The sequence below is a fragment of the Rheinheimera sp. NSM genome (assembly GCF_052380015.1).
Classification (GTDB): Bacteria; Pseudomonadota; Gammaproteobacteria; order Enterobacterales; family Alteromonadaceae; genus Alishewanella.
Genome location: NZ_JBQTCI010000006.1, coordinates 65,126 through 87,650, shown reverse-complemented (window position 1 = coordinate 87,650; position 22,525 = coordinate 65,126). Strand labels below are relative to the sequence as shown.

27 protein-coding genes are annotated in these 22,525 nt (G+C 49.1%); 26 read left to right on the top strand and 1 reads right to left on the bottom strand.

Annotation, left to right across the window (positions count from 1 at the left end):
- The first annotated feature begins 6 nt into the window (after positions 1-6).
- The 16 genes from ACTZWV_RS16225 (at position 7) to prpF (ending at position 16,155) form a co-directional block, all read left to right on the top strand.
- Positions 7-966: a beta-ketoacyl-ACP synthase III gene (locus tag ACTZWV_RS16225; RefSeq protein WP_444787542.1), complete on the top strand. Its 960-nt coding sequence runs from the start codon at positions 7-9 to the stop codon at positions 964-966.
- 39 nt (positions 967-1,005) lie between these two features.
- Positions 1,006-1,941: an ACP S-malonyltransferase gene (gene fabD / locus ACTZWV_RS16220; RefSeq protein ID WP_444787541.1), complete on the top strand. Its 936-nt coding sequence runs from the start codon at positions 1,006-1,008 to the stop codon at positions 1,939-1,941.
- A 9-nt stretch (positions 1,942-1,950) separates the two neighbouring features.
- A complete protein-coding gene (gene fabG / locus ACTZWV_RS16215) occupies positions 1,951-2,697 on the top strand; it encodes a 3-oxoacyl-ACP reductase FabG (protein ID WP_305551185.1) in 747 nt (248 codons plus the stop codon).
- A gap of 136 nt (positions 2,698-2,833) precedes the next feature.
- Complete coding sequence (gene acpP, locus ACTZWV_RS16210) at positions 2,834-3,070, top strand: acyl carrier protein (RefSeq protein ID WP_068231583.1); 237 nt, start codon at positions 2,834-2,836, stop codon at positions 3,068-3,070.
- 80 nt (positions 3,071-3,150) lie between these two features.
- Complete coding sequence (gene fabF / locus ACTZWV_RS16205; protein ID WP_444787540.1) at positions 3,151-4,389, top strand: beta-ketoacyl-ACP synthase II; 1,239 nt, start codon at positions 3,151-3,153, stop codon at positions 4,387-4,389.
- Between the two features lie 116 nt (positions 4,390-4,505).
- Positions 4,506-5,264 (top strand): aminodeoxychorismate lyase, encoded by a 759-nt coding sequence (pabC, locus tag ACTZWV_RS16200; RefSeq protein ID WP_444787539.1) that lies wholly within the window; start codon positions 4,506-4,508, stop codon positions 5,262-5,264.
- On the top strand, positions 5,258-6,268 hold the full coding sequence (gene mltG, locus ACTZWV_RS16195) for an endolytic transglycosylase MltG (RefSeq protein ID WP_444787538.1): 1,011 nt from the start codon (positions 5,258-5,260) through the stop codon (positions 6,266-6,268). Before pabC ends, mltG begins: the two co-directional genes overlap by 7 nt.
- Positions 6,265-6,891 (top strand): dTMP kinase, encoded by a 627-nt coding sequence (gene tmk / locus ACTZWV_RS16190; protein WP_444787537.1) that lies wholly within the window; start codon positions 6,265-6,267, stop codon positions 6,889-6,891. Before mltG ends, tmk begins: the two co-directional genes overlap by 4 nt.
- A gap of 3 nt (positions 6,892-6,894) precedes the next feature.
- Positions 6,895-7,800 (top strand): DNA polymerase III subunit delta', encoded by a 906-nt coding sequence (gene holB, locus ACTZWV_RS16185; RefSeq protein ID WP_444787536.1) that lies wholly within the window; start codon positions 6,895-6,897, stop codon positions 7,798-7,800.
- Positions 7,801-7,811: 11 nt separating this feature from the next.
- On the top strand, positions 7,812-8,138 hold the full coding sequence (locus ACTZWV_RS16180; protein ID WP_444787535.1) for a PilZ domain-containing protein: 327 nt from the start codon (positions 7,812-7,814) through the stop codon (positions 8,136-8,138).
- Positions 8,139-8,153: 15 nt separating this feature from the next.
- Positions 8,154-8,936, top strand: coding sequence for a TatD family hydrolase (locus tag ACTZWV_RS16175; protein ID WP_444787534.1), 783 nt, complete (start codon positions 8,154-8,156; stop codon positions 8,934-8,936).
- A 529-nt stretch (positions 8,937-9,465) separates the two neighbouring features.
- Positions 9,466-10,149 (top strand): GntR family transcriptional regulator, encoded by a 684-nt coding sequence (locus tag ACTZWV_RS16170; protein ID WP_444787533.1) that lies wholly within the window; start codon positions 9,466-9,468, stop codon positions 10,147-10,149.
- Position 10,150: 1 nt separating this feature from the next.
- Entirely contained in the window at positions 10,151-11,035 is an 885-nt protein-coding gene (prpB, locus tag ACTZWV_RS16165) for a methylisocitrate lyase (RefSeq protein ID WP_444787532.1), read from the top strand.
- A gap of 35 nt (positions 11,036-11,070) precedes the next feature.
- Positions 11,071-12,201 carry a bifunctional 2-methylcitrate synthase/citrate synthase gene (gene prpC, locus ACTZWV_RS16160; RefSeq protein ID WP_444787531.1) on the top strand — a complete coding sequence of 377 codons (1,131 nt, stop codon included), beginning with the start codon at positions 11,071-11,073 and terminating at the stop codon, positions 12,199-12,201.
- 178 nt (positions 12,202-12,379) lie between these two features.
- Positions 12,380-14,968 carry a Fe/S-dependent 2-methylisocitrate dehydratase AcnD gene (gene acnD / locus ACTZWV_RS16155; RefSeq protein ID WP_444787530.1) on the top strand — a complete coding sequence of 863 codons (2,589 nt, stop codon included), beginning with the start codon at positions 12,380-12,382 and terminating at the stop codon, positions 14,966-14,968.
- Positions 14,968-16,155, top strand: coding sequence for a 2-methylaconitate cis-trans isomerase PrpF (prpF, locus tag ACTZWV_RS16150; protein WP_444787529.1), 1,188 nt, complete (start codon positions 14,968-14,970; stop codon positions 16,153-16,155). Before acnD ends, prpF begins: the two co-directional genes overlap by 1 nt.
- A gap of 24 nt (positions 16,156-16,179) precedes the next feature.
- On the opposite strand, the gene ACTZWV_RS16145 is transcribed toward prpF, so the two are convergent.
- Positions 16,180-17,145: an integron integrase gene (locus tag ACTZWV_RS16145; RefSeq protein WP_444787528.1), complete on the bottom strand. Its 966-nt coding sequence runs from the start codon at positions 17,143-17,145 to the stop codon at positions 16,180-16,182.
- A 244-nt stretch (positions 17,146-17,389) separates the two neighbouring features.
- Between ACTZWV_RS16145 and ACTZWV_RS16140 the strand changes: the two genes are divergently transcribed.
- The 10 genes from ACTZWV_RS16140 to ACTZWV_RS16095 all read left to right on the top strand — a co-directional run bounded on the left by ACTZWV_RS16140 (position 17,390) and on the right by ACTZWV_RS16095 (position 22,296).
- On the top strand, positions 17,390-17,731 hold the full coding sequence (locus ACTZWV_RS16140; protein ID WP_444787527.1) for a YqcC family protein: 342 nt from the start codon (positions 17,390-17,392) through the stop codon (positions 17,729-17,731).
- A 131-nt stretch (positions 17,732-17,862) separates the two neighbouring features.
- Positions 17,863-18,225 carry a hypothetical protein gene (locus ACTZWV_RS16135; protein WP_444787526.1) on the top strand — a complete coding sequence of 121 codons (363 nt, stop codon included), beginning with the start codon at positions 17,863-17,865 and terminating at the stop codon, positions 18,223-18,225.
- 102 nt (positions 18,226-18,327) lie between these two features.
- Complete coding sequence (locus ACTZWV_RS16130) at positions 18,328-18,666, top strand: hypothetical protein (protein ID WP_444787525.1); 339 nt, start codon at positions 18,328-18,330, stop codon at positions 18,664-18,666.
- A gap of 107 nt (positions 18,667-18,773) precedes the next feature.
- A complete protein-coding gene (locus tag ACTZWV_RS16125) occupies positions 18,774-19,511 on the top strand; it encodes a hypothetical protein (protein WP_444787524.1) in 738 nt (245 codons plus the stop codon).
- 29 nt (positions 19,512-19,540) lie between these two features.
- The gene (locus tag ACTZWV_RS16120) at positions 19,541-20,260 is read left to right on the top strand and encodes an AbiV family abortive infection protein (protein WP_444787523.1); all 720 of its coding nucleotides are present in this window, start codon (positions 19,541-19,543) and stop codon (positions 20,258-20,260) included.
- A gap of 29 nt (positions 20,261-20,289) precedes the next feature.
- The gene (locus ACTZWV_RS16115) at positions 20,290-21,027 is read left to right on the top strand and encodes an HNH endonuclease (RefSeq protein ID WP_444787522.1); all 738 of its coding nucleotides are present in this window, start codon (positions 20,290-20,292) and stop codon (positions 21,025-21,027) included.
- A 41-nt stretch (positions 21,028-21,068) separates the two neighbouring features.
- Entirely contained in the window at positions 21,069-21,572 is a 504-nt protein-coding gene (locus ACTZWV_RS16110) for a hypothetical protein (RefSeq protein ID WP_444787521.1), read from the top strand.
- Between the two features lie 104 nt (positions 21,573-21,676).
- Positions 21,677-21,865 carry a hypothetical protein gene (locus ACTZWV_RS16105; RefSeq protein WP_444787520.1) on the top strand — a complete coding sequence of 63 codons (189 nt, stop codon included), beginning with the start codon at positions 21,677-21,679 and terminating at the stop codon, positions 21,863-21,865.
- A 6-nt stretch (positions 21,866-21,871) separates the two neighbouring features.
- Entirely contained in the window at positions 21,872-22,048 is a 177-nt protein-coding gene (locus ACTZWV_RS16100) for a hypothetical protein (RefSeq protein ID WP_444787519.1), read from the top strand.
- A gap of 20 nt (positions 22,049-22,068) precedes the next feature.
- The gene (locus tag ACTZWV_RS16095) at positions 22,069-22,296 is read left to right on the top strand and encodes a hypothetical protein (protein WP_444787518.1); all 228 of its coding nucleotides are present in this window, start codon (positions 22,069-22,071) and stop codon (positions 22,294-22,296) included.
- Positions 22,297-22,525: the final 229 nt, after the last annotated feature.

Here is a 22,525-nt window from a genome sequence, read left to right as displayed (position 1 = left end):
GTCCTCATGTATTCACGCATTATAGGTACCGGGAGTTATTTCCCGTCGCAGGTTCGCAGTAACGCTGATCTGGAGTCTATGGTTGAAACCACAGACGAATGGATTATTGAACGTACAGGTATTAAAGAACGCCGTATTATCGGTGACAACGAAACCGTCTCTACTATGGGTGCGCAAGCGGCGTTAAAAGCCATTGCAGCGGCCGATATTGATAAAAACAGCATAGATATGCTTATCTGTGCCACCACCAGCGCATCACGTGCCTTACCCAGTTCAGCTTGTGAAATTCAGCGTGAGCTCGAGATCCCGGCCATTCCTGCCTTTGATATCGCCGCCGCCTGTGCCGGCTTCTGTTATGGCCTGAGCGTAGCAGATCAGTATATTAAAAGCGGCATTGCCAAACGCATCTTAGTGATTGGCTCTGACTGTTTATCGCGCTTAATATCGCCGGAAGACAGAAGCATGGTGATCCTGTTCGGTGACGCCGCCGGTGCAGTGATACTGGAAGCCTCTGAGCAACCGGGTATTTTATCTACCCATATTCACGCCGACGGCAAATATTCAGAACTGTTGTATGTCGATAACCCTATTCGTGGTGATGAGCAATCGGTGCATCAGTCCTGGGGTTCAATGAAAGGCAACGATGTATTTAAAGTGGCCGTGACCAAACTCTCTGAAGTGGTCGAGCAGACATTGGCGGCTAACAATCTGGATAAATCACAGATCGACTGGCTGGTACCGCATCAGGCTAATCTGCGTATTATTGCTGCCGTGGCGCGTAAATTAGATATGTCGATGGACCAGGTGGTAATTAACCTTGACCGTTACGGCAATACTTCAGCGGCAACAGTGCCGACAGCGCTGGACGAAGCCATTCGTGACGGCCGTATTCAACGTGGTCAAACGCTGTTGCTGGAAGCTTTTGGTGGTGGTTTTGCCTGGGCTTCAGCGCTGGTGCGTTACTAAGCCAGTACGTCGTTAATTTACTTATTCGCAGGACCAAAGATGACAACAAAACTTGCAATCGTATTCCCGGGGCAGGGCTCCCAAAGTGTTGGCATGCTGGCTGATTTATATCAGCAGTTTGATGTTGTAAAAGACACATTCACCGAAGCATCAAACGCTTTGGGTTATGACTTATGGGCGCTGGTGGCCAACGGCCCAGAAGCCGATTTAAATGAAACCCACCGCACCCAGCCGGCGCTGTTAACGGCCTCTGTAGCGGTATGGCGTTTATGGCAGCAGCAAGGCGGCGCGCAACCTGCTTACTTTGCCGGTCACTCGTTAGGTGAATACTCCGCTTTGGTTTGTGCCGGAGTATTATCGCTGGCCGATGCGGTAAAGCTGGTAGAAAAACGCGGTAATTATATGCAGCTGGCGGTGCCGGCGGGTGTTGGCGCTATGTCAGCTATTATCGGCCTGGACGATGCCGCTATTGCTGTGGCTTGCGAGCAGGCTGCACAAGGCGAAGTAGTATCACCGGTGAACTATAACTCGCCGGGCCAGGTGGTAATTGCCGGCCATAAAGCCGCGGTAGAGCGGGCAGGTGAGCTGTGTAAAGCCGCAGGGGCCAAGCGTGCCTTGCCGTTGCCGGTTAGCGTGCCGTCGCACTGCGCTTTAATGCGCCCGGCGGCAGATAAATTAGCCGGCGATTTAGCGGCACTTAACTTTAATAGTGCTGTCATACCGGTGGTAAATAATGTCGATGTTGCCATTGCTGCCGATGCCGCTGCGGTAAAAGATGCGTTAGTACGCCAGTTATACAGCCCGGTGCAATGGACGCAAACCATTGAATGGCTGGCTGCTCAGGGCGTGACACAAGTACTGGAGCTTGGTGCGGGCAAGGTGTTAAGCGGTTTAATTAAACGCATAGATAAAAATGTAACTGCTGCTTCAGTTGGCGATGTTGCTTCGCTACAAGCCGCATTAGCGGCAGAATAAGGATTAACAATGACAAATTTTATTTCTTTAGAAGGCAAAGTGGCACTGGTAACCGGTGCCAGCCGCGGTATTGGCCGCGCCATCGCCGAGCAGTTGGCCGCTTTGGGAGCCAAAGTTGTTGGTACGGCCACCTCGGAAAAAGGTGCCGAAGCCATTAGCAGCTACCTGGCCGACAACGGCTGTGGCATGGTGTTAAATGTTGGCGACACCGCTTCTATTGAACAATGTTTAGAGCAGATAAAAAACCAGTTTGGAGATATTGATATTCTGGTTAATAATGCCGGCATTACGCGCGATAATCTGCTGATGCGGATGAAAGATGAAGAGTGGTTTGACATTATGCAAACCAACTTAACCTCGGTGTACCGTTTAAGCAAAGCGGTAATGCGCACTATGATGAAAAAACGTTTTGGTCGCATTATCAGTATTGGCTCTGTTGTCGGTTCTATGGGGAATGCCGGTCAAACCAATTATGCTGCGGCTAAAGCCGGGGTATTAGGCTTTACCAAGTCGCTGGCAAAAGAAGTCGCATCACGCGGTATTACGGTTAATGCTATAGCCCCCGGTTTTATTGATACCGACATGACCAAAGAGCTGTCAGATGAGCAAAAACAAGCTATTTTTGCTCAGGTACCGGCCAACCGTTTAGGCCAGCCGGAAGAAATTGCCGCCACAGTGGCGTTTTTAGCGTCAACTCAGGCTGCTTATATCACCGGTGAAACAATTCACGTAAACGGCGGTATGTATATGGTGTAAGTTTATGTTGCTAAGCAGGTTTGACCAGCGCAAAATGCTGCTCTGTTTGCTTGCAACAATTCTGGCTTACGCATAAACTAGCGCCACACAAAATTGCACGAACTGTTGCGATTTATATGAGAAAAAGGAAGAAAAGATGAGCAACATCGAAGAACGCGTTAAGAAAATCATCATTGAACAATTAGGTGTTAAAGAAGACGAAGTTAAGCATGAAGCGTCTTTCGTTGACGACTTGGGCGCTGACTCACTGGACACAGTTGAGCTGGTAATGGCGCTGGAAGAAGAGTTCGATACTGAGATTCCGGACGAAGAAGCTGAGAAAATCACCACTGTTCAGTCTGCTATTGATTACATCAAAGCACACGCTGAGTAAGTTATCAGCTTGCAGAACGGGTAGCTAAGCTACCCGTTTTCGTTTCAGGTCCGATGAAAATTTCCATGGCGGAGGGTTTTGTGGCAAAACGTCGCGTTGTAGTTACCGGTTTAGGCATGTTAACGCCGCTGGGTAATGATGTTGCCTCAAGCTGGCAAGGCTTACAGCAAGGCAAAAGTGGTATATCACTGATCGAGCATTTTGATACCAGTGCGTACACTACTAAATTTGCTGGTTTGGTAAAAAACTTTGATGTAGAGCCGTTTTTTTCAGCCAAAGAGGCGAAAAAAATGGATCTGTTTATTCAGTACGGTGTGGCTGCCGGTATTCAGGCATTTCGTGACTCCGGCATCGAAATTACGGAGCAAAACGCACCACGCATTGGTGCGGCAATTGGCTCCGGTATTGGTGGTTTGGGGTTAATTGAAGAGAACCATACTAAATTGATCAACAGTGGCCCTAAGCGGTTATCACCGTTTTTTGTGCCATCGACCATTATTAATATGATTGCCGGCCAGCTGTCTATTTTACTGGGCTTGCAAGGGCCTAACATCAGTATTGTTACTGCCTGTACTACCGGCGTACACAATATTGGCCACGCCGCGAGGATGATTAGCTACGGTGATGCCGATGTTATGGTAGCCGGCGGTGCGGAAAAAGCCTCTACGCCTTTGGGTATGGGCGGGTTTGGCGCTGCGCGGGCGTTGTCTACCCGTAATGACGCGCCACAACAAGCCAGCCGGCCATGGGATAAAGACCGTGATGGTTTTGTGCTGGGTGACGGCGCCGGCGTTATGGTGCTGGAAGAGTATGAACACGCCAAAGCCCGCGGTGCAAAAATCTATGCCGAACTGGTTGGTTTTGGCATGAGTGGTGATGCTTATCATATGACGTCTCCGCCGGAAAACGGTGCCGGTGCCGCCTTAGCGATGAAAAATGCGCTGAATGATGCCCAGGTTAACCCGGAGCAGGTGGCGTATATTAACGCGCACGGAACTTCAACACCGGCCGGTGATATTGCCGAAACCATGGCGATTAAATCGGTATTTGCCAATAACGTCAGCAAGCTGATGGTCAGTTCATCCAAGTCGATGATTGGTCACTTGTTGGGGGCTGCAGGCTCGGTAGAATCTATTATTACCGTGCTGTCGTTGCAGGATCAATTAGTTACGCCAACCATTAATCTGGATAACCCGGATGAAGGTTGTGATCTGGACTATGTGCCGCACCAGGCGCGCCAGGTGTCGATGGAGTATGCCTTGTGCAACTCGTTTGGTTTTGGCGGCACCAATGGTTCTATCTTGTTTAAACGCGTTTAATCTGCTGTTTTAACACGCATAATTTAGTGTTTTAACCAACAAAGGCTGCATCATGCAGCCTTTGTTTTATCTGCTTTTTAAGGCATACTGCTGCTTTTATTAATCCGGTAATGAGTGTGCAATCGGTTATCCCGGCAACAGATCGTAGTTTTAACTATGGCGACGGTATTTTTACCACCATGCAGGTGCGTGATGGTTGCATACAGCTGTGGCCATTGCATTTGCAGCGTCTGCAGCGCTCGGCCGCGCAACTGGGCTTTGCTGCTATCGATTGGCAAGCATTGCAACAGCAAGCTGAGACAGCAATAACCGCACCAGAGCAGGTGATAAAACTGCTGGTGTCGCGCGGTGAGGGGGGGCGCGGCTATGCTGCTGCAGATGTTGGTGCGCCGGGCATCTATATTTCGGCCAGCCCGATGCCGGATTACCGTCATGCCCAACAACAAGGTATTGGCTTAGGCATTGCAACATTAAAGCTGGCAGTACAGCCTCTGTTAGCAGGACTTAAACATAATAACCGGCTGGAACAGGTGTTGTTAAAACAAGAGCTGGCAGGCACAGAGCATGATGATTTGCTGGTGCTGGATCAACAGGGTTTTATTACTGAAGTCAGTGCCGCCAATGTGTTTTTACACCGTGACGGCGTCTGGCATACTCCTGAGCTGCTTCGCGCCGGTGTAGCCGGCGTTATGCGGCAACACATTATGCAACAGGCCGATATAACCCCGGTTAACTGGGCTGTCACTGAGCTTATGTCGGTTGACGCCATGTTTATTTGTAATGCCTTAATGGGCATAGTGCCGGTGCACAGTATAGAAGGCCGCGCCTTATCTGTGCGCACGGTACAGCAGTTTTCAAAGCAGGTACTATGTTAAAAACACTGAAAGTTATGCTGTTTACCGGCATATTACTCGGCCTTGGCTATTATTTCTCGGTACGTTATGTAGAGCAAATTCCGCTTAACTTATCCGGCGATATTCATACCGTAGCGCCCGGCAGTTCAGCGCTAAGGCTCTGCCGGCAGTGGCAGCAACAGACGCTGTTAACTGAAAGCCAGTGCCTGATGCTGCGGCTTTACCTGAAATTACATCCCGAAGATGCGGCTGTGCAGCAGGGAGTATACCGGATCTCAACTGAACAAACGTTATTACAGGTACTGGCGCTGTTTCGCAGTGGCAAAGAAGCCCAGTTTGCGCTGACGTTAATTGAAGGTGAAACATTGCAGCAAAGCTTAATCCGGCTGCAACAGGCAGAGTATTTACACCAGGATATAACCAACGCAGAGCAAGTGCTGCAGCTGCTGCAATGGCCGCAAGATTGGGGGCCAGAGCCACAGCACGGCGAAGCGTTGCTGTACCCGGATACCTACTACTATACTGCCAACAGCAAAGCCAGTGAGTTGGTTAAGCGCTCGCAACTGGCACTGCTGAGTGAACTCGATAACGCCTGGCAACAACGCCACGGCGAGCTACCGCTGCAAAACCGCTATCAGCTGTTAATCCTGGCGTCCATTATAGAAAAAGAAAGCAGCTATCCGCCGGAGAAAACCCTGGTGGCGTCGGTGTTTGTTAACAGGCTGCGTAAAAATATGCGCTTGCAAACCGATCCTACCGTTATTTACGGTATTGCAGATTTTAACGGCAATATTACCCGTGCCGACTTAAACAATCCGCATTCGTACAACACTTACCGCCACCATGGTTTACCGCCGGGTCCGATCAGTCTGGTTGGCCGCGCCTCTTTGCTGGCAGCGGCGCAGCCGGCTGAAACAGAACTGTATTACTTTGTCAGCAAAGGTGATGGCAGCCATCAGTTTTCAGCTACGCTGGAGCAGCATAACGCTGCGGTAAGAAAATACATTTTGGGAACTAAGCCATGACGGCAGCAGCTAAATTTATTGTGGTAGAAGGCCTTGAAGGCGCCGGCAAAAGCAGCGCTATTGCGCACGTTAAGCAATATCTGCAGCAACAGGGCGTGGAGGTGGTATGCACGCGGGAGCCCGGCGGTACGCCACTGGCTGAAAGCCTGCGTAACCTGGTTAAGCAAGTACAAACCACTGAGGTTGTTGCGCCGCAAACCGAGTTACTGCTGATGTATGCTGCCCGTATGCAATTGTTGTGTAATGTGATTAAACCAGCCTTAGCGCAGGGCAAATGGGTGCTGGCCGACCGGCACGATATGTCATCGCGTGCCTATCAGGGCGGTGGCCGTCAGTTGGACGAAGCCTTTATTAATCAGCTACGCAACGCTGTACTGGGCGATCTGCGACCGGATTTAACCCTGTATCTGGATATTGACCCGGCGGTAGGGCTGGAGCGGGCGCGCCAGCGTGGCGAGCTGGACCGGATAGAGCAGGAACAGTTAGTGTTTTTTCAGCGCACGCGGCAAAAATACCTGCAAATTGCCGCAACAGAGCCCAATATAGTGGTAATAGACGCCGGTCAGTCGCTTGAGCAAGTACAGCACAGTATTACTGACGCCCTGAACAAGGCATTAGGCTAAACTATGCTACCCTGGCTTGTACGCTACCGGCAGCAATTTATACCGCTGTTGGCAAATCAGCGTTTGGCGCACGGCTTGTTGCTCAGCGGCGTTGAAGGTATCGGTAAATCGGCGTTGGCCAATTGGTTGGCCGCGGCGTTACTATGCACCGAGTTGGACGCAGAGCAAGCAGAACCGTGTGGAAAGTGTAAGAGTTGTTTGCTGCGACTTGCCGGCAACCATTCAGATTTACTGATAGTAGATAACAGCGCCGGCAGTATCGGTGTGGATGCTGTGCGCCGGTTAAGTCAGTTTATGCATGGCCGGGCGCAGCAGCAGGTAAACAAAGTGGTGCTGCTGGCGCAGGCAGAAAAACTCACCGAAGCTGCCGCCAATGCGCTGCTGAAAACATTAGAAGAACCGCCGCAAAACAGTTTTCTTATTTTGCAAACCAGTGCTGCAGCAACCCTGCCGGCAACCTTACTCAGCCGTTGTCAGCAATGGCCGTTGGCGGCGGAATTGGGTAATGAGACGCAACATTGGCTGGCGCAGCAAACTAACCGGCCGGTGCCGGATTTTTTGCTGGCATACTGCGCCGGTGGGCCGGTAAAGGCATTAAAGCTGCTGGAGTCGGGGGAAGCCGATAAGTTACAAGCGCTGATACAAACGTTACAACATTTTTTTGCCGGACAACTGGCGCTGGCCGATTGCACTAAACAGTTAGAAAGCAGCGGCGAGCTACGCCAGTTATTGGGCTGGTTTTTACGCCGGCATTTATTACCAGGGTTAACTGTACAAGAGCCGCAGCGGCTGCTGGCTATTCATCAGCTGTACAACCGTTGGTGCCGTGACGAAACCCAAATTTTAGGGCAGAATAGGCCGTTAGCACTGAGTGCGTTACTAACTGAATTAACACGGCTGCGAGGCTAGGCGGAGGAGTTATGGAAGAGCTGTCGATTGGATTTAATGACATTAAAGAGCTGTACCGCAGTTACATGCCGTTTTTGAAGAACGGCGGTTTGTTTGTCCGCACGCCCAGACAATACAAAATGGGCCAGTCTTTGGCATTGAGCGTCACGCTGCCGGACGCGTTGGAGCCGTTGTCGGTGTCGGGTAAAGTAGCCTGGATCACGCCGCACGGCTCACAAAGTTCGAGCCCTGCCGGTATCGGTATTACCTTTATTGATGATAAGTCACAATTAGGTGCCAAGATCGAGAAATTGCTTGGCGGTATGCTGAACTCGCCGGATCCTACCTATACCATTTAAGCAGAGAGTATTATTTTGTTTGTAGATTCACATTGTCATCTGGACCGGCTGGAGTTGGACAAACTCGGTTTAACGCTACCGCAGGTTATTGCCGCCGCACAGGCAAAGCAGGTAGAGCATATGCTGTGTGTTTGTGTCAGCCTGGCGGAGTTTGAGCAAATGTCGCAATTAGTTGCCGCCTATCCGCAGGTGTCCGTGTCTTGCGGTGAGCATCCGCTGCATCAGCAAGACGTTATCGATGCTGAATTATTGCTGCAACAGTGCAGCCGGGCACATGTTGTTGCGGTAGGGGAAACCGGGCTGGATTATTTCTACTCGCCAGACTCCAAACTCAGCCAGCAGGCAGCTTTTGTCAGTCATATACAGGTGGCTAACCAGGTTAATAAGCCACTGATTATCCATACGCGGGATGCCCGGGAAGATACCTTAGCCTTAATGCGCAGCCATAATGCAGAGCAGGCCGGTGGTGTATTGCACTGCTTCACTGAGAATTGGGAAATGGCCAAAGCCGCGCTGGACCTGGGCTTTTATATCTCTATTTCCGGCATTATGACTTTTCGCAATGCTGATGAACTGCGCGATGTGGTCAAACAGATACCACTGTCGCGTTTACTGATAGAAACCGATTCGCCTTATCTGGCGCCGGTGCCGTTTCGTGGCAAAACTAATCAGCCGGCGTATGTGACTGCCGTGGCAGAAGCTATTGCGCAGGTGAAGGGGATCAGCCTTGAACAACTGGCACAGGCGACGACAGAGAATTTTTACGACCTGTTTCAATTGGTTAAAAAAGCCGCTTAATTTCAACAACCTGATAAAAGTAGCCCGGAACCAATCCGCATTGTTCCGGGCTTAGGGGAATGGCTCATAGGGAATGAGCCGTGCGCTATCGTTACAACCAACAATCAGTTAAGGTAAGATCCAGTTTAGTTAAAAAGCAGATTTTTTCCTCTGTCGCTTAGCGCGGCAATGCCCTTGATGCTGATATCAATTTTCCATTTTACACCCGGTTTATCCTCAGGTTATCCCCAGCTTGTTCCGTGAAGCAGGCAGCTTTACTGCGTTGAACCTGTTTTAGGGGCGGCGTTGCAGCACACTGTTGTTAGGCGATCCGTGAATTAGAATTGTTTTTTTTATAAACAAACAGTCTGAAAAAAGCTCTGGCGAAACTCGAATAACTGTGGATGCTAATGCACATTTCTGCATCTTACGCTGTAAAGAACACACGACAGAGTTCAGGCTTATTGTCGACAATGTTATGTGGTCTTGGCTTGACTTGCGCGTTAAAAGGCTTTAAAACTAACCAATCTTAATTTTATGTCGACAATCTATGGCCGTGTTGCATCCATCTTTACGCTCACCCATTACCGCTGCAGACAGAGTATTGCTGGAAATTCAGCGTGCTATTGTTGAAGGCGACATAGCAGCAGGCAGCAAAATCAGCGAGCCGGAGCTGGCAAAGCGTTTTGATTTGAGCCGCGCGCCGCTGCGTGAGGCCTTAGCACGGTTAGAGCGTTGCCACTTAATAGAGCGTATTCCTAACGCCGGTGCCCGCGTAGTGAAATTGTCGACACAAGGGCTGTTGTCTTTGTATCAACTGCGCGAAACCTTGGAGGGTTTAGCCTGCCGGTTGGCCGCCGAGCATATGGCCGACAGTGAAATTGCCGAGCTGCGCGCCTTGCTTGATCAGCATCTGAATACCCAGCGGGTACGCGAGGGCGAAAGCTATTATCAGGAAGCCGGTGATCTGGATTTTCATTACCGTGTCATCCTTGGCAGTAAAAATGACTATCTGATTAATATTCTCTGCGACGAGCTGTATTACCTGGTACGCATGTACCGCGTGCAATTGGGTATGAACGGGCCTCGGGTATCACGGGCATTTGACGAACATAAAGCTATTCTTAATGCCATTGCCAACCGCGATGGGGAACTGGCCGATTTATTGATGCGCCGCCATATAGCAGCATCAAGGCGCAATATTGAAAAACAACTGGAACAAACGGGGACTTAACATGAGCACAGTTACTGCCGGACAAAAATTCCGCGCCGCGATAAGCGCCAACCCACCGCTGCAAATCGTCGGCACCATTAATGCTTATACGGCAATGATGGCAGAGCGCACCGGCCATCAGGCGCTGTATTTGTCCGGCGCCGGTGTGGCGAATGCCTCTTTTGGCTTGCCGGATTTGGGTATGACGTCATTAAACGACGTATGTGAAGATATCCGCCGCATTACTGCAGCTACCAGCCTGCCGTTGTTAGTCGATGCTGACACCGGCTGGGGTGGGGCTTTTAATATCGCCCGTACGGTAAAAGAGATGACCCGTGCCGGTGCCGCCGGTTTTCATATTGAAGATCAGGTCGCGCAAAAGCGCTGTGGCCACCGGCCAAATAAAGAGATTGTGTCTTTAGATGAAATGGTTGATCGCGTAAAAGCCAGTGTAGATGCGCGCAGCGATGAGAGCTTTTTTATTATGGCGCGCACCGATGCGTTGGCTCAGCAAGGGCTGGATGCGGCCATTGAGCGCGCCCTGGCCTGCGAAGCGGCCGGTGCCGATGCCATTTTTGCCGAAGCGGTGTATACGCTGGAGCAATATCAAGCCTTTACCAAAGCATTAAAAGTGCCGGTACTGGCCAATATTACTGAGTTTGGTCAAACGCCGCTGTTTAATAAAGCTGAGCTGGCTGCGGTAGGGGTAGCGATGGTGCTGTATCCGTTAAGTGCATTTCGGGCGATGAACAAGGCTGCGTTGAATGTGTACCAGTCTATTTTAGCCAATGGCGATCAAAAGGCAGTGGTCGACAGCATGCAAACCCGCGCCGAGCTGTACGACTTTTTGAACTACCATAGCTTTGAGCAAAAGCTGGATCAGCTGTTTAGCAGCAAACAGAAATAAGCCAGACTAAATTAAAAGAAAACGGGGACAAGACAATGGCAAATGCAAAACAATTAACCGGTGCCGGCCTGCGTGGCCAGGTGGCAGGGAAAACAGCGTTATCAACCGTAGGTAAAACCGGCTCCGGCTTAACCTACCGTGGCTATGATGTAAAAGATTTAGCCGCCGGCTGCAGTTTTGAAGAAGTGGCGCATTTAATTTTAAAAGGTGAGTTGCCAACAACAGCAGAGCTTAATGCCTACAAAGCCAAACTAAAAAGCCTGCGGGCACTGCCACAAGCATTAAAAGATGTGCTGGAGCGTATTCCGGCCAGCGCCCATCCGATGGATGTGATGCGCACCGGTTGCTCGATGCTGGGTAATTTGGAAACCGAAGCCAACTTTACACAGCAACAAGATGCCAGCGATCGGATGTTGGCGATTTTTCCGGGCCTGGTGAACTACTGGTACAACTACAGCCACCATGGTAAGCGCGTTGAGGTAGAAACCGACGCTGATTCTGTTGCTGAGCAATTCTTGTGGACCTTACACGGCAAAAAGCCAAATGCGCTGCATGTTGAAGTGATGCAGGCTTCGCTGATTTTATACGCTGAGCATGAGTTTAATGCCTCTACCTTTACTGCCCGCGTTTGTGCTTCAACCCTTAGCGATATGCATTCTTGCGTGACCGGTGCTATAGGTTCACTGCGTGGCCCGTTGCACGGTGGTGCTAACGAAGCGGCGATGGAGCTGATTGAGAAAATGGCTAACCCGGATGATGCCGAGCAAAAACTGCTGGGGATGCTGGAGCGCAAAGAAAAAATTATGGGCTTTGGTCATGCGGTGTATTCAGACTCAGACCCACGCAATGCGGTAATTAAAGCCTGGTCAGAAAAGCTGGCCAAAGCTAACGGCGATATGCGTTTATATGATGTGTCTGAGCGTTGTGAAGCGGTAATGTGGCGCGAGAAAAAGCTGTTTTGTAATGCAGACTTCTTCCATGCCTCGGCCTACAACTATATGGGTATTCCTACTAAGCTGTTTACACCGATTTTTGTTTGCAGCCGCTTAACCGGCTGGGCAGCACATGTGATGGAGCAGCGCGCAGATAACCGTATTATCCGGCCAAGTGCGGATTATGTTGGTGTAGAGCCGCGTAGCGTGAAGCCTCTTGCAGAGCGTGGTTGATAAAAGAACTGAGGTTGGAACCCGTTGGCGCAGCCACAGAGTGTCTGAGCCCTGCCGCAGGCAGTAGGGCGAGTTGCTGTGGCGAGCACTGCGGGCTTGCAACCGTTAGCTTCCACCTGACTATAAGAACACTTTAAAGAGGGCATAGCCCTCTTTTTGCCAGACAGAGTAAAACACTATGAACAGCCAATACCGTAAAAAACTGCCCGGCACAACGCTGGATTACTTCGACACCCGGGCCGCTGTCGATGCGATAGAACCAGGCGCTTATGCCAAACTGCCTTATACCTCGCGCGTGCATGCCGAAAACTTAGTGCGCCGCTGCGACCCGGCCATGCTTACGGACGCCTTAAAGCAGCTGATCTACCGCAAGCGTGATTTAGACTTTCCGTGGTTTCCGGCCCGAGTAGTGTGCCACGACATTTTAGGCCAAACCGCTTTGGTCGACTTAGCCGGCCTGCGTGATGCCATCGCTGAAAAAGGCGGCGACCCGGCCAAAGTGAACCCGGTGGTGCCCACCCAGTTAATCGTTGATCACTCGTTGGCCGTAGAGCATGGCGGCTTTGAAAAAGATGCCTTTGCCAAAAACCGTGCTATTGAAGACAGGCGCAACGACGATCGTTTTCACTTTATCAACTGGACGAAAAAAGCCTTTAAGAATGTGGATGTTATACCGCCAGGCAACGGCATTATGCATCAAATCAATTTAGAGCGGATGTCGCCGGTGGTACACGCCATAGACGGCGTGGCTTTCCCTGATACCTTAGTGGGTACCGACAGCCATACGCCGCATGTCGATGCGCTGGGCGTTATCGCCATTGGTGTGGGTGGCCTGGAAGCGGAAAGCGTGATGTTAGGCCGCGCCAGTTGGATGCGCCTGCCTGATATTATCGGCGTTGAGCTAACCGGCAAAGCCCAACCCGGCATCATGGCTACCGACATAGTGCTGGCGCTGACCGAATTTTTACGCAAAGAAAAAGTGGTGTCGGCCTATTTAGAGTTTTACGGCGAAGGTGCCTCCAGCTTAAGCCTGGGCGACAGGGCGACTATTTCCAACATGACACCGGAATACGGTGCCACAGCGGCAATGTTTAGCATTGACCAGCAAACGCTGGACTATTTAACCTTAACCGGCCGCGAACCACAGCAGGTTAAGCTGGTTGAAACCTACGCCAAAGAGGCCGGTTTATGGAGCGACAGCTTAACCACCGCCGAGTACGAGCGGGTGCTGAAGTTTGATTTATCCAGCGTTGGCCGTACTATGGCCGGGCCATCAAACCCGCATGCGCGTTTGTCGACCAGTGACTTAACTGCCAAAGGCATTGCCGGTAAATACCTGTTGGAAGAGGGTAAAATGCCCGATGGCGCGGTGATTATCGCTGCTATTACCAGCTGCACCAATACCTCTAACCCGCGCAATGTTATTGCCGCCGGCTTATTAGCCCGCAACGCCAATAAACTGGGTTTAACACGCAAACCCTGGGTTAAAACCTCGCTGGCGCCCGGCTCCAAAGCGGTACAACTTTACCTGGAAGAAGGTAAACTGCTTAGCGAGCTTGAGCAATTGGGTTTTGGGATTGTCGGCTTTGCCTGCACCACCTGTAACGGCATGAGCGGTGCACTGGACCCGGTGATCCAAAAAGAAGTGATAGAGCGCGACTTATACGCTACGGCAGTGTTATCCGGTAACCGTAACTTTGACGGCCGTATTCATCCGTACGCCAAGCAGGCATTTTTGGCATCTCCTGCCTTAGTGGTGGCCTACGCCATTGCCGGCACCATCCGTTTTGATATCGAAAAAGATGTGCTGGGCTATGATGTTGCCGGTAATGCGATCACCTTGAAAGATATTTGGCCGGACGATGCCGAAATTGATGCGGTAGTTGCCCAAAGCGTAAAACCGGAGCAGTTCCGTAAAGTGTACGAGCCGATGTTTGCCGTAGAAGTAGATTACGGTGACAAGGTTACGCCATTGTACGACTGGCGGCCACAAAGCACTTATATTCGTCGCCCACCTTATTGGGAGGGGGCACTGGCCGGCGAGCGCAGCTTAACAGGTATGCGGCCACTGGCGCTGTTGCCGGATAATATCACCACCGACCACTTGTCACCGTCGAACGCCATTATGCTGGACAGCGCCGCCGGCGAATACTTGCATAAGATGGGCCTGCCGGAGGAGGATTTTAACTCGTACGCGACCCATCGCGGCGATCACTTAACCGCGCAGCGCGCTACCTTTGCTAACCCCAAGCTGATTAATGAAATGGCTGTGGTGGATGGCAAGGTAAAGCAAGGCTCGCTGGCACGGCTTGAGCCGGAAGGCAAGGTGACGCGGATGTGGGAAGCGATAGAAACCTATATGCAGCGTAAGCAGCCGTTAATTATTATCGCCGGTGCCGATTACGGCCAAGGCTCGTCGCGTGACTGGGCCGCCAAAGGTGTGCGGCTGGCCGGGGTGGAAGCGATAGCAGCGGAAGGCTTTGAACGTATTCACCGTACTAACCTGGTGGGTATGGGCGTATTGCCGCTGGAGTTTATGCCGGGCACTAACCGCAAAACGCTGCAGCTGGATGGCACCGAAACCTACGATGTAGCAGGTGAGCGTACGCCACGCAGCACATTAACGCTGGTTATTCACCGCACGAACGGCGAAAAGCTGGAGGTGCCGGTAAGGTGCCGGTTGGATACGGCAGAAGAGTTGTCGATTTATGAAGCCGGCGGTGTGCTGCAGCGTTTTGCGCAGGACTTTTTGCAAGGGGCGGTGTAATGACAACACCACAAATAAAAATTCCGGCCACCTACATGCGTGGCGGCACCAGCAAAGGTGTATTTTTTAAGCTGGACGATTTACCCAAGGCCGCCCAAGTGCCGGGCCCGGCGCGTGACAACCTGCTGCTGCGGGTTATCGGCAGCCCCGATCCTTATGGCAAACATACAGATGGTATGGGCGGCGCTACCTCCAGCACCAGCAAAACCGTGATTTTAAGCAAAAGCAGCTCACCTGAGCATGATGTCGACTACCTGTTTGGCCAGGTAGCGATAGACCAGCCGTTTATCGACTGGAGCGGCAACTGCGGCAACTTAACTGCAGCTGTGGGTTCCTTCGCCATCAGCAACGGCCTGGTAGCTGCCGATCGCATTCCACAAAATGGTATCTGCACTGTGCGCATCTGGCAGGCAAATATTAAAAAAACCATTATTGCTCATGTGCCAATAACCAACGGCGAAGTGCAGGAAACCGGTGACTTTGAGCTGGACGGTGTTACTTTCCCTGCGGCAGAAGTGCAAATTGAGTTTTTAGACCCGGCCGCCGATGAAGGCGAGGGCGGTGGTGCTATGTTCCCCACCGGCAACCTGGTCGATGATTTAGAAGTGCCGGGTATCGGTACTTTTAAAGCCACGCTAATTAACGCCGGCATCCCAACCATTTTTGTTAACGCCGCCGATATCGGTTATAGCGGCACTGAGCTGCAAGACGCCATAAACAGTGACGCCGCCGCACTGGCACGTTTTGAAACCATTCGCGCCTACGGTGCGGTAAAAATGGGCCTGATCAGCGATATTAATGAAGCCGCAGCACGGGCCCATACGCCGAAAATTGCTTTTGTTGCACCGCCCGCAAGCTATGTTTCATCCAGCGGCAAGCAGGTAAATACCGCTGATATCGACTTGCTGGTGCGGGCGCTGTCGATGGGCAAACTGCACCACGCCATGATGGGCACGGCAGCGGTGGCCATTGGCACCGCTGCGGCGATACCCGGCACTTTAGTAAACCTGGCCGCCGGCGGAGCCGCACGCGAAGCCGTGCGCTTTGGCCATCCGTCCGGCACGTTAAGAGTGGGTGCCGCAGCAACCCGGGTTAACGGCCAGTGGACAGTAACCAAAGCCATTATGAGCCGCAGCGCACGGGTATTGATGGAAGGTTGGGTAAGGATTCCTGGCGATTGTTTCTGAAAAAAGGCGCTGCGGCGCCTTTTTTTACGACAGTTGTGACAGCGGGCTTTTAACTCCGGCAGCACCACGATTTAAAACGTGAGTGTAAATTTGTGTAGTGCGAACATCGGTATGACCTGGTTGCTCTTGTACTGTACGGATATCGGCACCAGACTCCAACAAGTGAGTGGCGAAGCTGTGTCTTAATGTATGGCAGGTGACGTTTTTGCGGATACCCGCTTTTCTCGCTGCGATTTTAATTTCGCGCCTGACACAACTTTCGTCGAGATGATGACGGCGCAAAAGCTTAGAATCCGGGTCTATGCTTAGCTGCAGTGATGGAAACAGATACTGCCAACCCAGCTCTTTAGGCGCAGATGGATACTTACGTGCCAAAGCATAAGGCAACCAGACACCACCATACCCGGGGTTTGCTATATCCGCCTGAAAATATTGCAGCACATGCTGGCTTTGCTGTTTTAGCGAAACAACTAATTCCGGCGCCAGAGTAGTGCGCCGGTTTTTATTACCTTTACCCTGCCACACCATTACCGAAAAATAGTCATAATCAATATCATGTACCCGAAGCCTCACTGCCTCCATCAAACGCAGTCCACTGCCATACATTAACTGCGCAAGCAATTTGTAACGCGGTTCAATAACCTTGAGCAGAGCGGTAATTTCGCCACGAGTTAGTACAACCGGTAACTTTGGCGTAACCTGCGAGCGGTTAAAATTGAGATTTAATGATAACGGTTGCTGCAATACCTTGCTGTATAAAAAGCTTAGTGCATTCAGAGCAGCAGCCTGGGTGCGTGGTGCTACATTTCGCTGGTTAGTTAAATAGGTTAAGAAGCATTCGACATCACGATCTTTTAATTGTGTCGGGTGTTTCTTTTTGTGAAACAAAATATACATCTTTATCCAGTACACATAGCCTTCAACCGTTCTTTTGGCATAACGGCGGGCATACATAAACTCAGCGATATATTGCAAAAACGGCGAGGCCATAACATTCACCAAAAAATAATTAACATGTATGCATATACAGTAGATGGTGAATTTATTGTAAGCAAGTTAATCGCAAGGTTTAACCCCGCTTTCTCCACATTTGATGCAGTGCTACGTTAAAAATCTGTTGATTTCACGGGGCTTATTGGATAGCTTGTTGCAATTAAATAAAGATAGAAGGGAGCAAACACTGCTTGAAAGCGTGTAAGCTCCAAACTATTAAGCTGTTAGCTGTAGGTAAGTCATGAGCATCACAGATTCTTTTAGAAAGCAGTCTGAAAAGGATAAGAGCGTCTTATCAGCTCTCGACGAGATCGAAGCCGAGATGAAGAGAATTGGATTCTGGAAAGAAAGCCCTCCAGATGTAAGGGTTGGAAGCTACCTCGAGGCACCGTCTTTCGAGCTATGGCTTCAATGTGTTTTCATGCCGAATGCTCGCAAGGCGGCGCAGGCAGGCGAATATCCTAGCAGTAGTCAAGTTGGTTTAATGGCTATGCGTGAATATGATTATCATAGCTGTGTAGAAGAGGCTCTTAATCTGGTAAGTCTTTTACATGATTTCGATAAATTGGTGGCAGGCAAGTGAAGGCAGCTAACAAACGCAGGCACGGCGACGGCTTTTCCGTTGCGGCTTCGCCTTCACTACAAAGCCGCGCGTGCTGCGGGCGTTATATTTTTACGTAACCCAACCCAATTGTTTTATAAGGAAATAATTTAATGAAAAAAATACTCTCTGTTTTATCCCTTGTCGCTGCATTTTCTGCTTTTGCTAATGAGCCGTTAGAGTTAAATGTCAGTGTGTACCTGAATAACGAGCTTGTTGCAGCCGACGTAATGCAGGGTAAAAGTGGTCAATTACAATCAATTACCGCAAAAGATGTACTGATGTTTGATGTTACGCCATCTCTCAATGATGAGGTCGTTACTTTGACGTCGTCGTTACACAAATTTGAGGATGGCTCATTTAGTAAGTTTGCAGAACCGGTATTGCGTGTAGCGCTTGAAAAGCAAGCGGTTATCGAGATTGGCACTGAGGGTAAAAATATTTATAAGGTCGAAGTAACGGCCAAAAAAATATAACAAACAAATTTTATCGCCAGCAAACAGCGCTGGCTGCGACGTCAACCCGCTGCGCGGCTTTCCGCGCTAAATTTGGGCGTTAAGTGTCATGGAGAACATGAGATGGATATGAAAGTAATCGACGGTATTATTGTCGGCGCTTTTGGCGGCGCAGCAGCAGGAGTTGTTGTTTATGCTGTCCAATATTTTCATCAGAAAATAGTTTTCTTCGTTGAATGTCGTCGAGTCCATAAGTGGTTGGCGGAGCACACAACATTGGAGCCAGGGAAAGAATTTAGGTCTACTAGAACAATTGCCAGTTGGAATAACATTACAGAAGACCGCGCTCGTTTTATCTGTAGTGCCCACAAAAAAATATACCTTTCGACTGGCCCAAAAGAAGACATGTGGGGCATTCATTTAAAACAGTTTCCGCGGAAAGATTTTGGCAATGACACTTAACAATTTGCTTAATTTCGTTCCGGCCACAAACAGCGTGGCCTCCACTGGACTGCCTACGCTATGCTTCGGCAGCCAATTAGCAAAGCGTTAGCTTTCATGGAGGATCTGTGCGCAAATCTGGCATCGTAGTGTTTATGATTGCTGCATCGGTGGTGTTTATCGGGGGGATATTTCAAAGACATGCAATTGCCTGCGATATACTGCCGCTAATGAATTACCAGCGGCTCAATAGTGCGGTATTTCTTGCGGGTGACTTTGCTGAACCGCAAGCCCAAATCATAAGCGAACTTATTGATTCAGCGTCAGAACGAATTAGTCATGTTTATGGTAAACCGATATCGAAACCGAGATTTGTCATTACTGCTGACATTCAAAGTGCTGCAAATTGGGGGGCAAATGAGACAGCTTCAATGCATCGAATGCCTTGGCGAACTTGTATAATAATTGGTCCTAAAGGACAGAACGTTGATGTGATCGCCCATGAGTGGCTTCATGCTGAAATCCAGCATCGAGTTGGTTTCTTTCGTTTACTAAAAGAAATTCCTGTTTGGTTTGATGAAGGTGCCGCTCTTACACTTGATTACAGAAAACCGTTTTTACCTGAAAATATTGACCTGCCTGCTGAAGACATTACTGCGGTAAAAAAACTGAAAAGCGGCAAAAGTTTTTTTTCGAATAACATAAGGCAAAACTATCAGGCATCACGAATTGCCGTAGAACCTTTGATACGACCGGAACAGTTTTTCAATGACCTTGAGAAGATTGCTTCTGGTGAGTCATTTGAAAATGTATTTTTAAAAGCTAACAAGTCAATACAGCCGACCGCTAACGCGTCGGCTGATTGAAGCGTTATAACCTTTGACCGGAGATCTCAGTGGCGAAAGGATTAGAGCAATGGAAGCACTCTCTAAAGCCATCTCAGATTGCGGCTGGAATGAATGCTGCAAGTGAAAATGCTCTACGACTTATTGAAGACGCTGAACTACTCTTCAACTCAGCTCGTTACCCTTCAGCCGTATCTCTGGCTATTTTATCCATTGAAGAATCAGGGAAAATAAGTATTTTAAGGCAGCTTGCATTGGCAAAAGATGGCAAGGATGTTAAAGAAGCTTGGAAGTCATATCGCTCACATACAAAAAAGAACGCCGCGTGGATTTTTTCTGAATTGGCATCTAAAGGGGCAAGAAAGCTTGAAGACTTTAGACAATTGTTCCTTGAAGATTCCGAGCATCCTGCGTTGTTGGATAATTTAAAGCAGATTTCTTTTTATACTGACTGTTTAGGAAAAGCACATTGGTCTCAACCTTCGGAGGTTGTAGAACATGATACCGCAAAATCTATTATCGGCATTTCCAAGTTAATGAGCAGTAATAAGCAATATACTGCAAGGGAGGTTGAGCTTTGGGTTCAACACATAAAACCTGTGTGGAAAGGGCCTATGGGGCCGATGAAACAGGCTTTAAATGAATGGTTTAGCGCCATGGCTTCAGAAGGGCTGTTTGTTGAAGGTGAATTAAGCGTTTCTGACTTCATAGGCATGACATCGGGTTATAACAAGCCAATGCAGCCGACCGCTAACGCGTCGGCTGATTGAGGCGTTAAGTGTACTTCCGAGGTGTAGTAATGGATTCATACTTAGACATTTTACCCAAAGCATCTACCGCTGTTGCAGTTAAAACAAAAGGGCACAATTTCTTCATTGAGAATGACGGTATTTCATCCACTGGTTGTTGGGTTGTATGTAAAGACAGAATTGACGATTATGTGATCGTATTTCACGAAACTGATTCTGGGAACAATGTCTACATTGGTGAGTTTGTCGGGAAAACAGCAGAAGAATATACCGAGCGCCAAGGCAAGAAATATCCGCGTTACCGAATATTTATAAAAAATATAAAGCTAGCTCTAAAAACATACACAAACTGGACAACTTTTGTTGGGAAAGACAATGGTGGCTTTGAACGTATATATTTAGAAAATGAAGGGCAGGCAAAGCCTAAATATCTAGATCCTGACTCTACCGAAGCTGAAGAAGGTTATAGGAAAGACTCTAGTCGAATGACAAGCATGAGAGATAGAAAACTAGCTGAGGCGCGAAAGAAAAAGGATAATTACACTTGCCAGTCATGTGAGAACCAATTTTTTGTAAATGATAAGTACGTTATCGATTGCCATCATCTGAATCCAATAAATTTAGGCAAAAGAAAAACAAAAATTGAGGACCTTATTTCTTTGTGCCCGACATGTCACAGAATTGCACATACACGACTGCCACCGTACTCTTTAAAAGAGTTGAGAAGTATTGTGAAATGTACACTTAACAAGCAAAGCCAGCTGACGCGTACCGCGCAGCTGCTTTGAGCGTTATGCAAAAAGGCATCAAGTACGACTAAGGAGTTGATATGGATATGGACAAAATGGCTTATCCCGAGATTTTCGTTGTTTCCGGAGTTGAGCTGAAGGGGCGGCGCGACATGAAAAAAGGGACAGTATTAATTCCATACACAGATGCACCAGATGTCGGTATTGGCGATGTGATTTCTCAGAAGTCTGGACAAAGAATGGTTAGCTTGAAAGTTTTAGATTGCTCATTTTTGGAAGGCGGCACCCTAAACGTTGGGACGCGGCACAACAATATGCTCACTCTAATTGTCGAAAACTCAACGGCTGAACCGTTCAAATCAAGTACCAGTTCGACTATAAATATTGGCTCCATTTCTAGCGACCAAGTCCAAGTTGGTAACCACAATACTCAAATAACTAATATCACTGTTCAGCGACTTGTCGAGCAAATTGCGAAAAGTAAGGATGCGGAAGCAAAGTCTAAGCTAAAGGAGTTTCTGCAAAATAGCACAGTGGCTAGTGTAATTGGTGCAGGGGCTACTGCTTTACTCGCATTGCTATAAATGCATAACAAACGCCAGCACAACGCGCCTGCGGCGCTCGACTCGCAACAAGTTGCTCGCGTGTGTGGCGGGCGTTAGCAGAAAATAAGAAAAAGGAGAATCTTTTGAATCCAGAGTACATTGAAGTTGGTAGGCAATATTATATGGGTTGGGGAACATTAATGTTAATTAATGCAGTGCTCGCCCAAGGTAAAAATCGTAGCGGTTTAGCTTGGTTTTTCATTTCGTTAATTTTGGGACCATTTGCCACTTTAATATTAGCCTTGGTTTCTAAGTTGCCGGAAAATCAGTAAGTACAAATGACTATTGATCTTACAAGGCTTTTTGTCAGTTTTTTTATAAATACAAGCAGCTTGCCGCTGTTCGGGTTTGCCAGTGCGGCAAGCCGCGAAAGTTCGGTGCAGGCTGCTAACAAGGCCAGTCAAGCGACGCCAAACAACGTCGCGCCTGCTGGCAGCGTTATGTGTTCAGTTTAATCAAGAGTAGTTGATGAATTATGAATGAAATTAAAATTACAACGGAGCAGGCATACCTAGCAATGATTGCATTTCTTGAAAACTATTATTCATTAACAAATGCAGATGAAATTGGGGCTTTACTTGGCGGTTTATCATTACTGCCCGACGGCGGCAGTGCAGATCCAGCAGCAAAAAGTGACTGGGATGATGCAATACAAAAAGTATCATCGGGCAAAGTGAATGCGCAGCTTCAACTCAACACATAACAAGGCGCTATTGTCGCAGCTGTCGCTGCTGGGACGGCTTACGCTGCGCTTCAGCCGCCCCAAAGCTTTGCGTTATATGCTAATGGTGATGCATGAAGCGTAGATGTCCCAAATGCAAACAAGCAACGGTAAGCGTGTGGGGACTAATGGGGTTCGTTGGTTCCAAATGCAGCTCTTGCAATATCAAAGTCAAAGCACATTGGCTGCTTGCTACTTTGTTATTCATGGT

Coding starts and splice junctions, on each gene's coding strand:
- ACTZWV_RS16100 (WP_444787519.1), top strand. CDS start 21,872: ATGACTATTGATCTTACAAGGCTTTTTGTCAGTTTTTTTATAAATACA.
- prpF (WP_444787529.1), top strand. CDS start 14,968: ATGACAACACCACAAATAAAAATTCCGGCCACCTACATGCGTGGCGGC.
- ACTZWV_RS16130 (WP_444787525.1), top strand. CDS start 18,328: ATGGATATGAAAGTAATCGACGGTATTATTGTCGGCGCTTTTGGCGGC.
- fabG (WP_305551185.1), top strand. CDS start 1,951: ATGACAAATTTTATTTCTTTAGAAGGCAAAGTGGCACTGGTAACCGGT.
- ACTZWV_RS16110 (WP_444787521.1), top strand. CDS start 21,069: ATGGATATGGACAAAATGGCTTATCCCGAGATTTTCGTTGTTTCCGGA.
- tmk (WP_444787537.1), top strand. CDS start 6,265: ATGACGGCAGCAGCTAAATTTATTGTGGTAGAAGGCCTTGAAGGCGCC.
- ACTZWV_RS16225 (WP_444787542.1), top strand. CDS start 7: ATGTATTCACGCATTATAGGTACCGGGAGTTATTTCCCGTCGCAGGTT.
- ACTZWV_RS16145 (WP_444787528.1), bottom strand. CDS start 17,145: ATGGCCTCGCCGTTTTTGCAATATATCGCTGAGTTTATGTATGCCCGC.
- prpB (WP_444787532.1), top strand. CDS start 10,151: ATGAGCACAGTTACTGCCGGACAAAAATTCCGCGCCGCGATAAGCGCC.
- holB (WP_444787536.1), top strand. CDS start 6,895: ATGCTACCCTGGCTTGTACGCTACCGGCAGCAATTTATACCGCTGTTG.
- fabD (WP_444787541.1), top strand. CDS start 1,006: ATGACAACAAAACTTGCAATCGTATTCCCGGGGCAGGGCTCCCAAAGT.
- acpP (WP_068231583.1), top strand. CDS start 2,834: ATGAGCAACATCGAAGAACGCGTTAAGAAAATCATCATTGAACAATTA.
- prpC (WP_444787531.1), top strand. CDS start 11,071: ATGGCAAATGCAAAACAATTAACCGGTGCCGGCCTGCGTGGCCAGGTG.
- ACTZWV_RS16095 (WP_444787518.1), top strand. CDS start 22,069: ATGAATGAAATTAAAATTACAACGGAGCAGGCATACCTAGCAATGATT.
- ACTZWV_RS16180 (WP_444787535.1), top strand. CDS start 7,812: ATGGAAGAGCTGTCGATTGGATTTAATGACATTAAAGAGCTGTACCGC.
- ACTZWV_RS16135 (WP_444787526.1), top strand. CDS start 17,863: ATGAAAAAAATACTCTCTGTTTTATCCCTTGTCGCTGCATTTTCTGCT.
- ACTZWV_RS16170 (WP_444787533.1), top strand. CDS start 9,466: ATGGCCGTGTTGCATCCATCTTTACGCTCACCCATTACCGCTGCAGAC.
- ACTZWV_RS16115 (WP_444787522.1), top strand. CDS start 20,290: ATGGATTCATACTTAGACATTTTACCCAAAGCATCTACCGCTGTTGCA.
- acnD (WP_444787530.1), top strand. CDS start 12,380: ATGAACAGCCAATACCGTAAAAAACTGCCCGGCACAACGCTGGATTAC.
- mltG (WP_444787538.1), top strand. CDS start 5,258: ATGTTAAAAACACTGAAAGTTATGCTGTTTACCGGCATATTACTCGGC.
- ACTZWV_RS16140 (WP_444787527.1), top strand. CDS start 17,390: ATGAGCATCACAGATTCTTTTAGAAAGCAGTCTGAAAAGGATAAGAGC.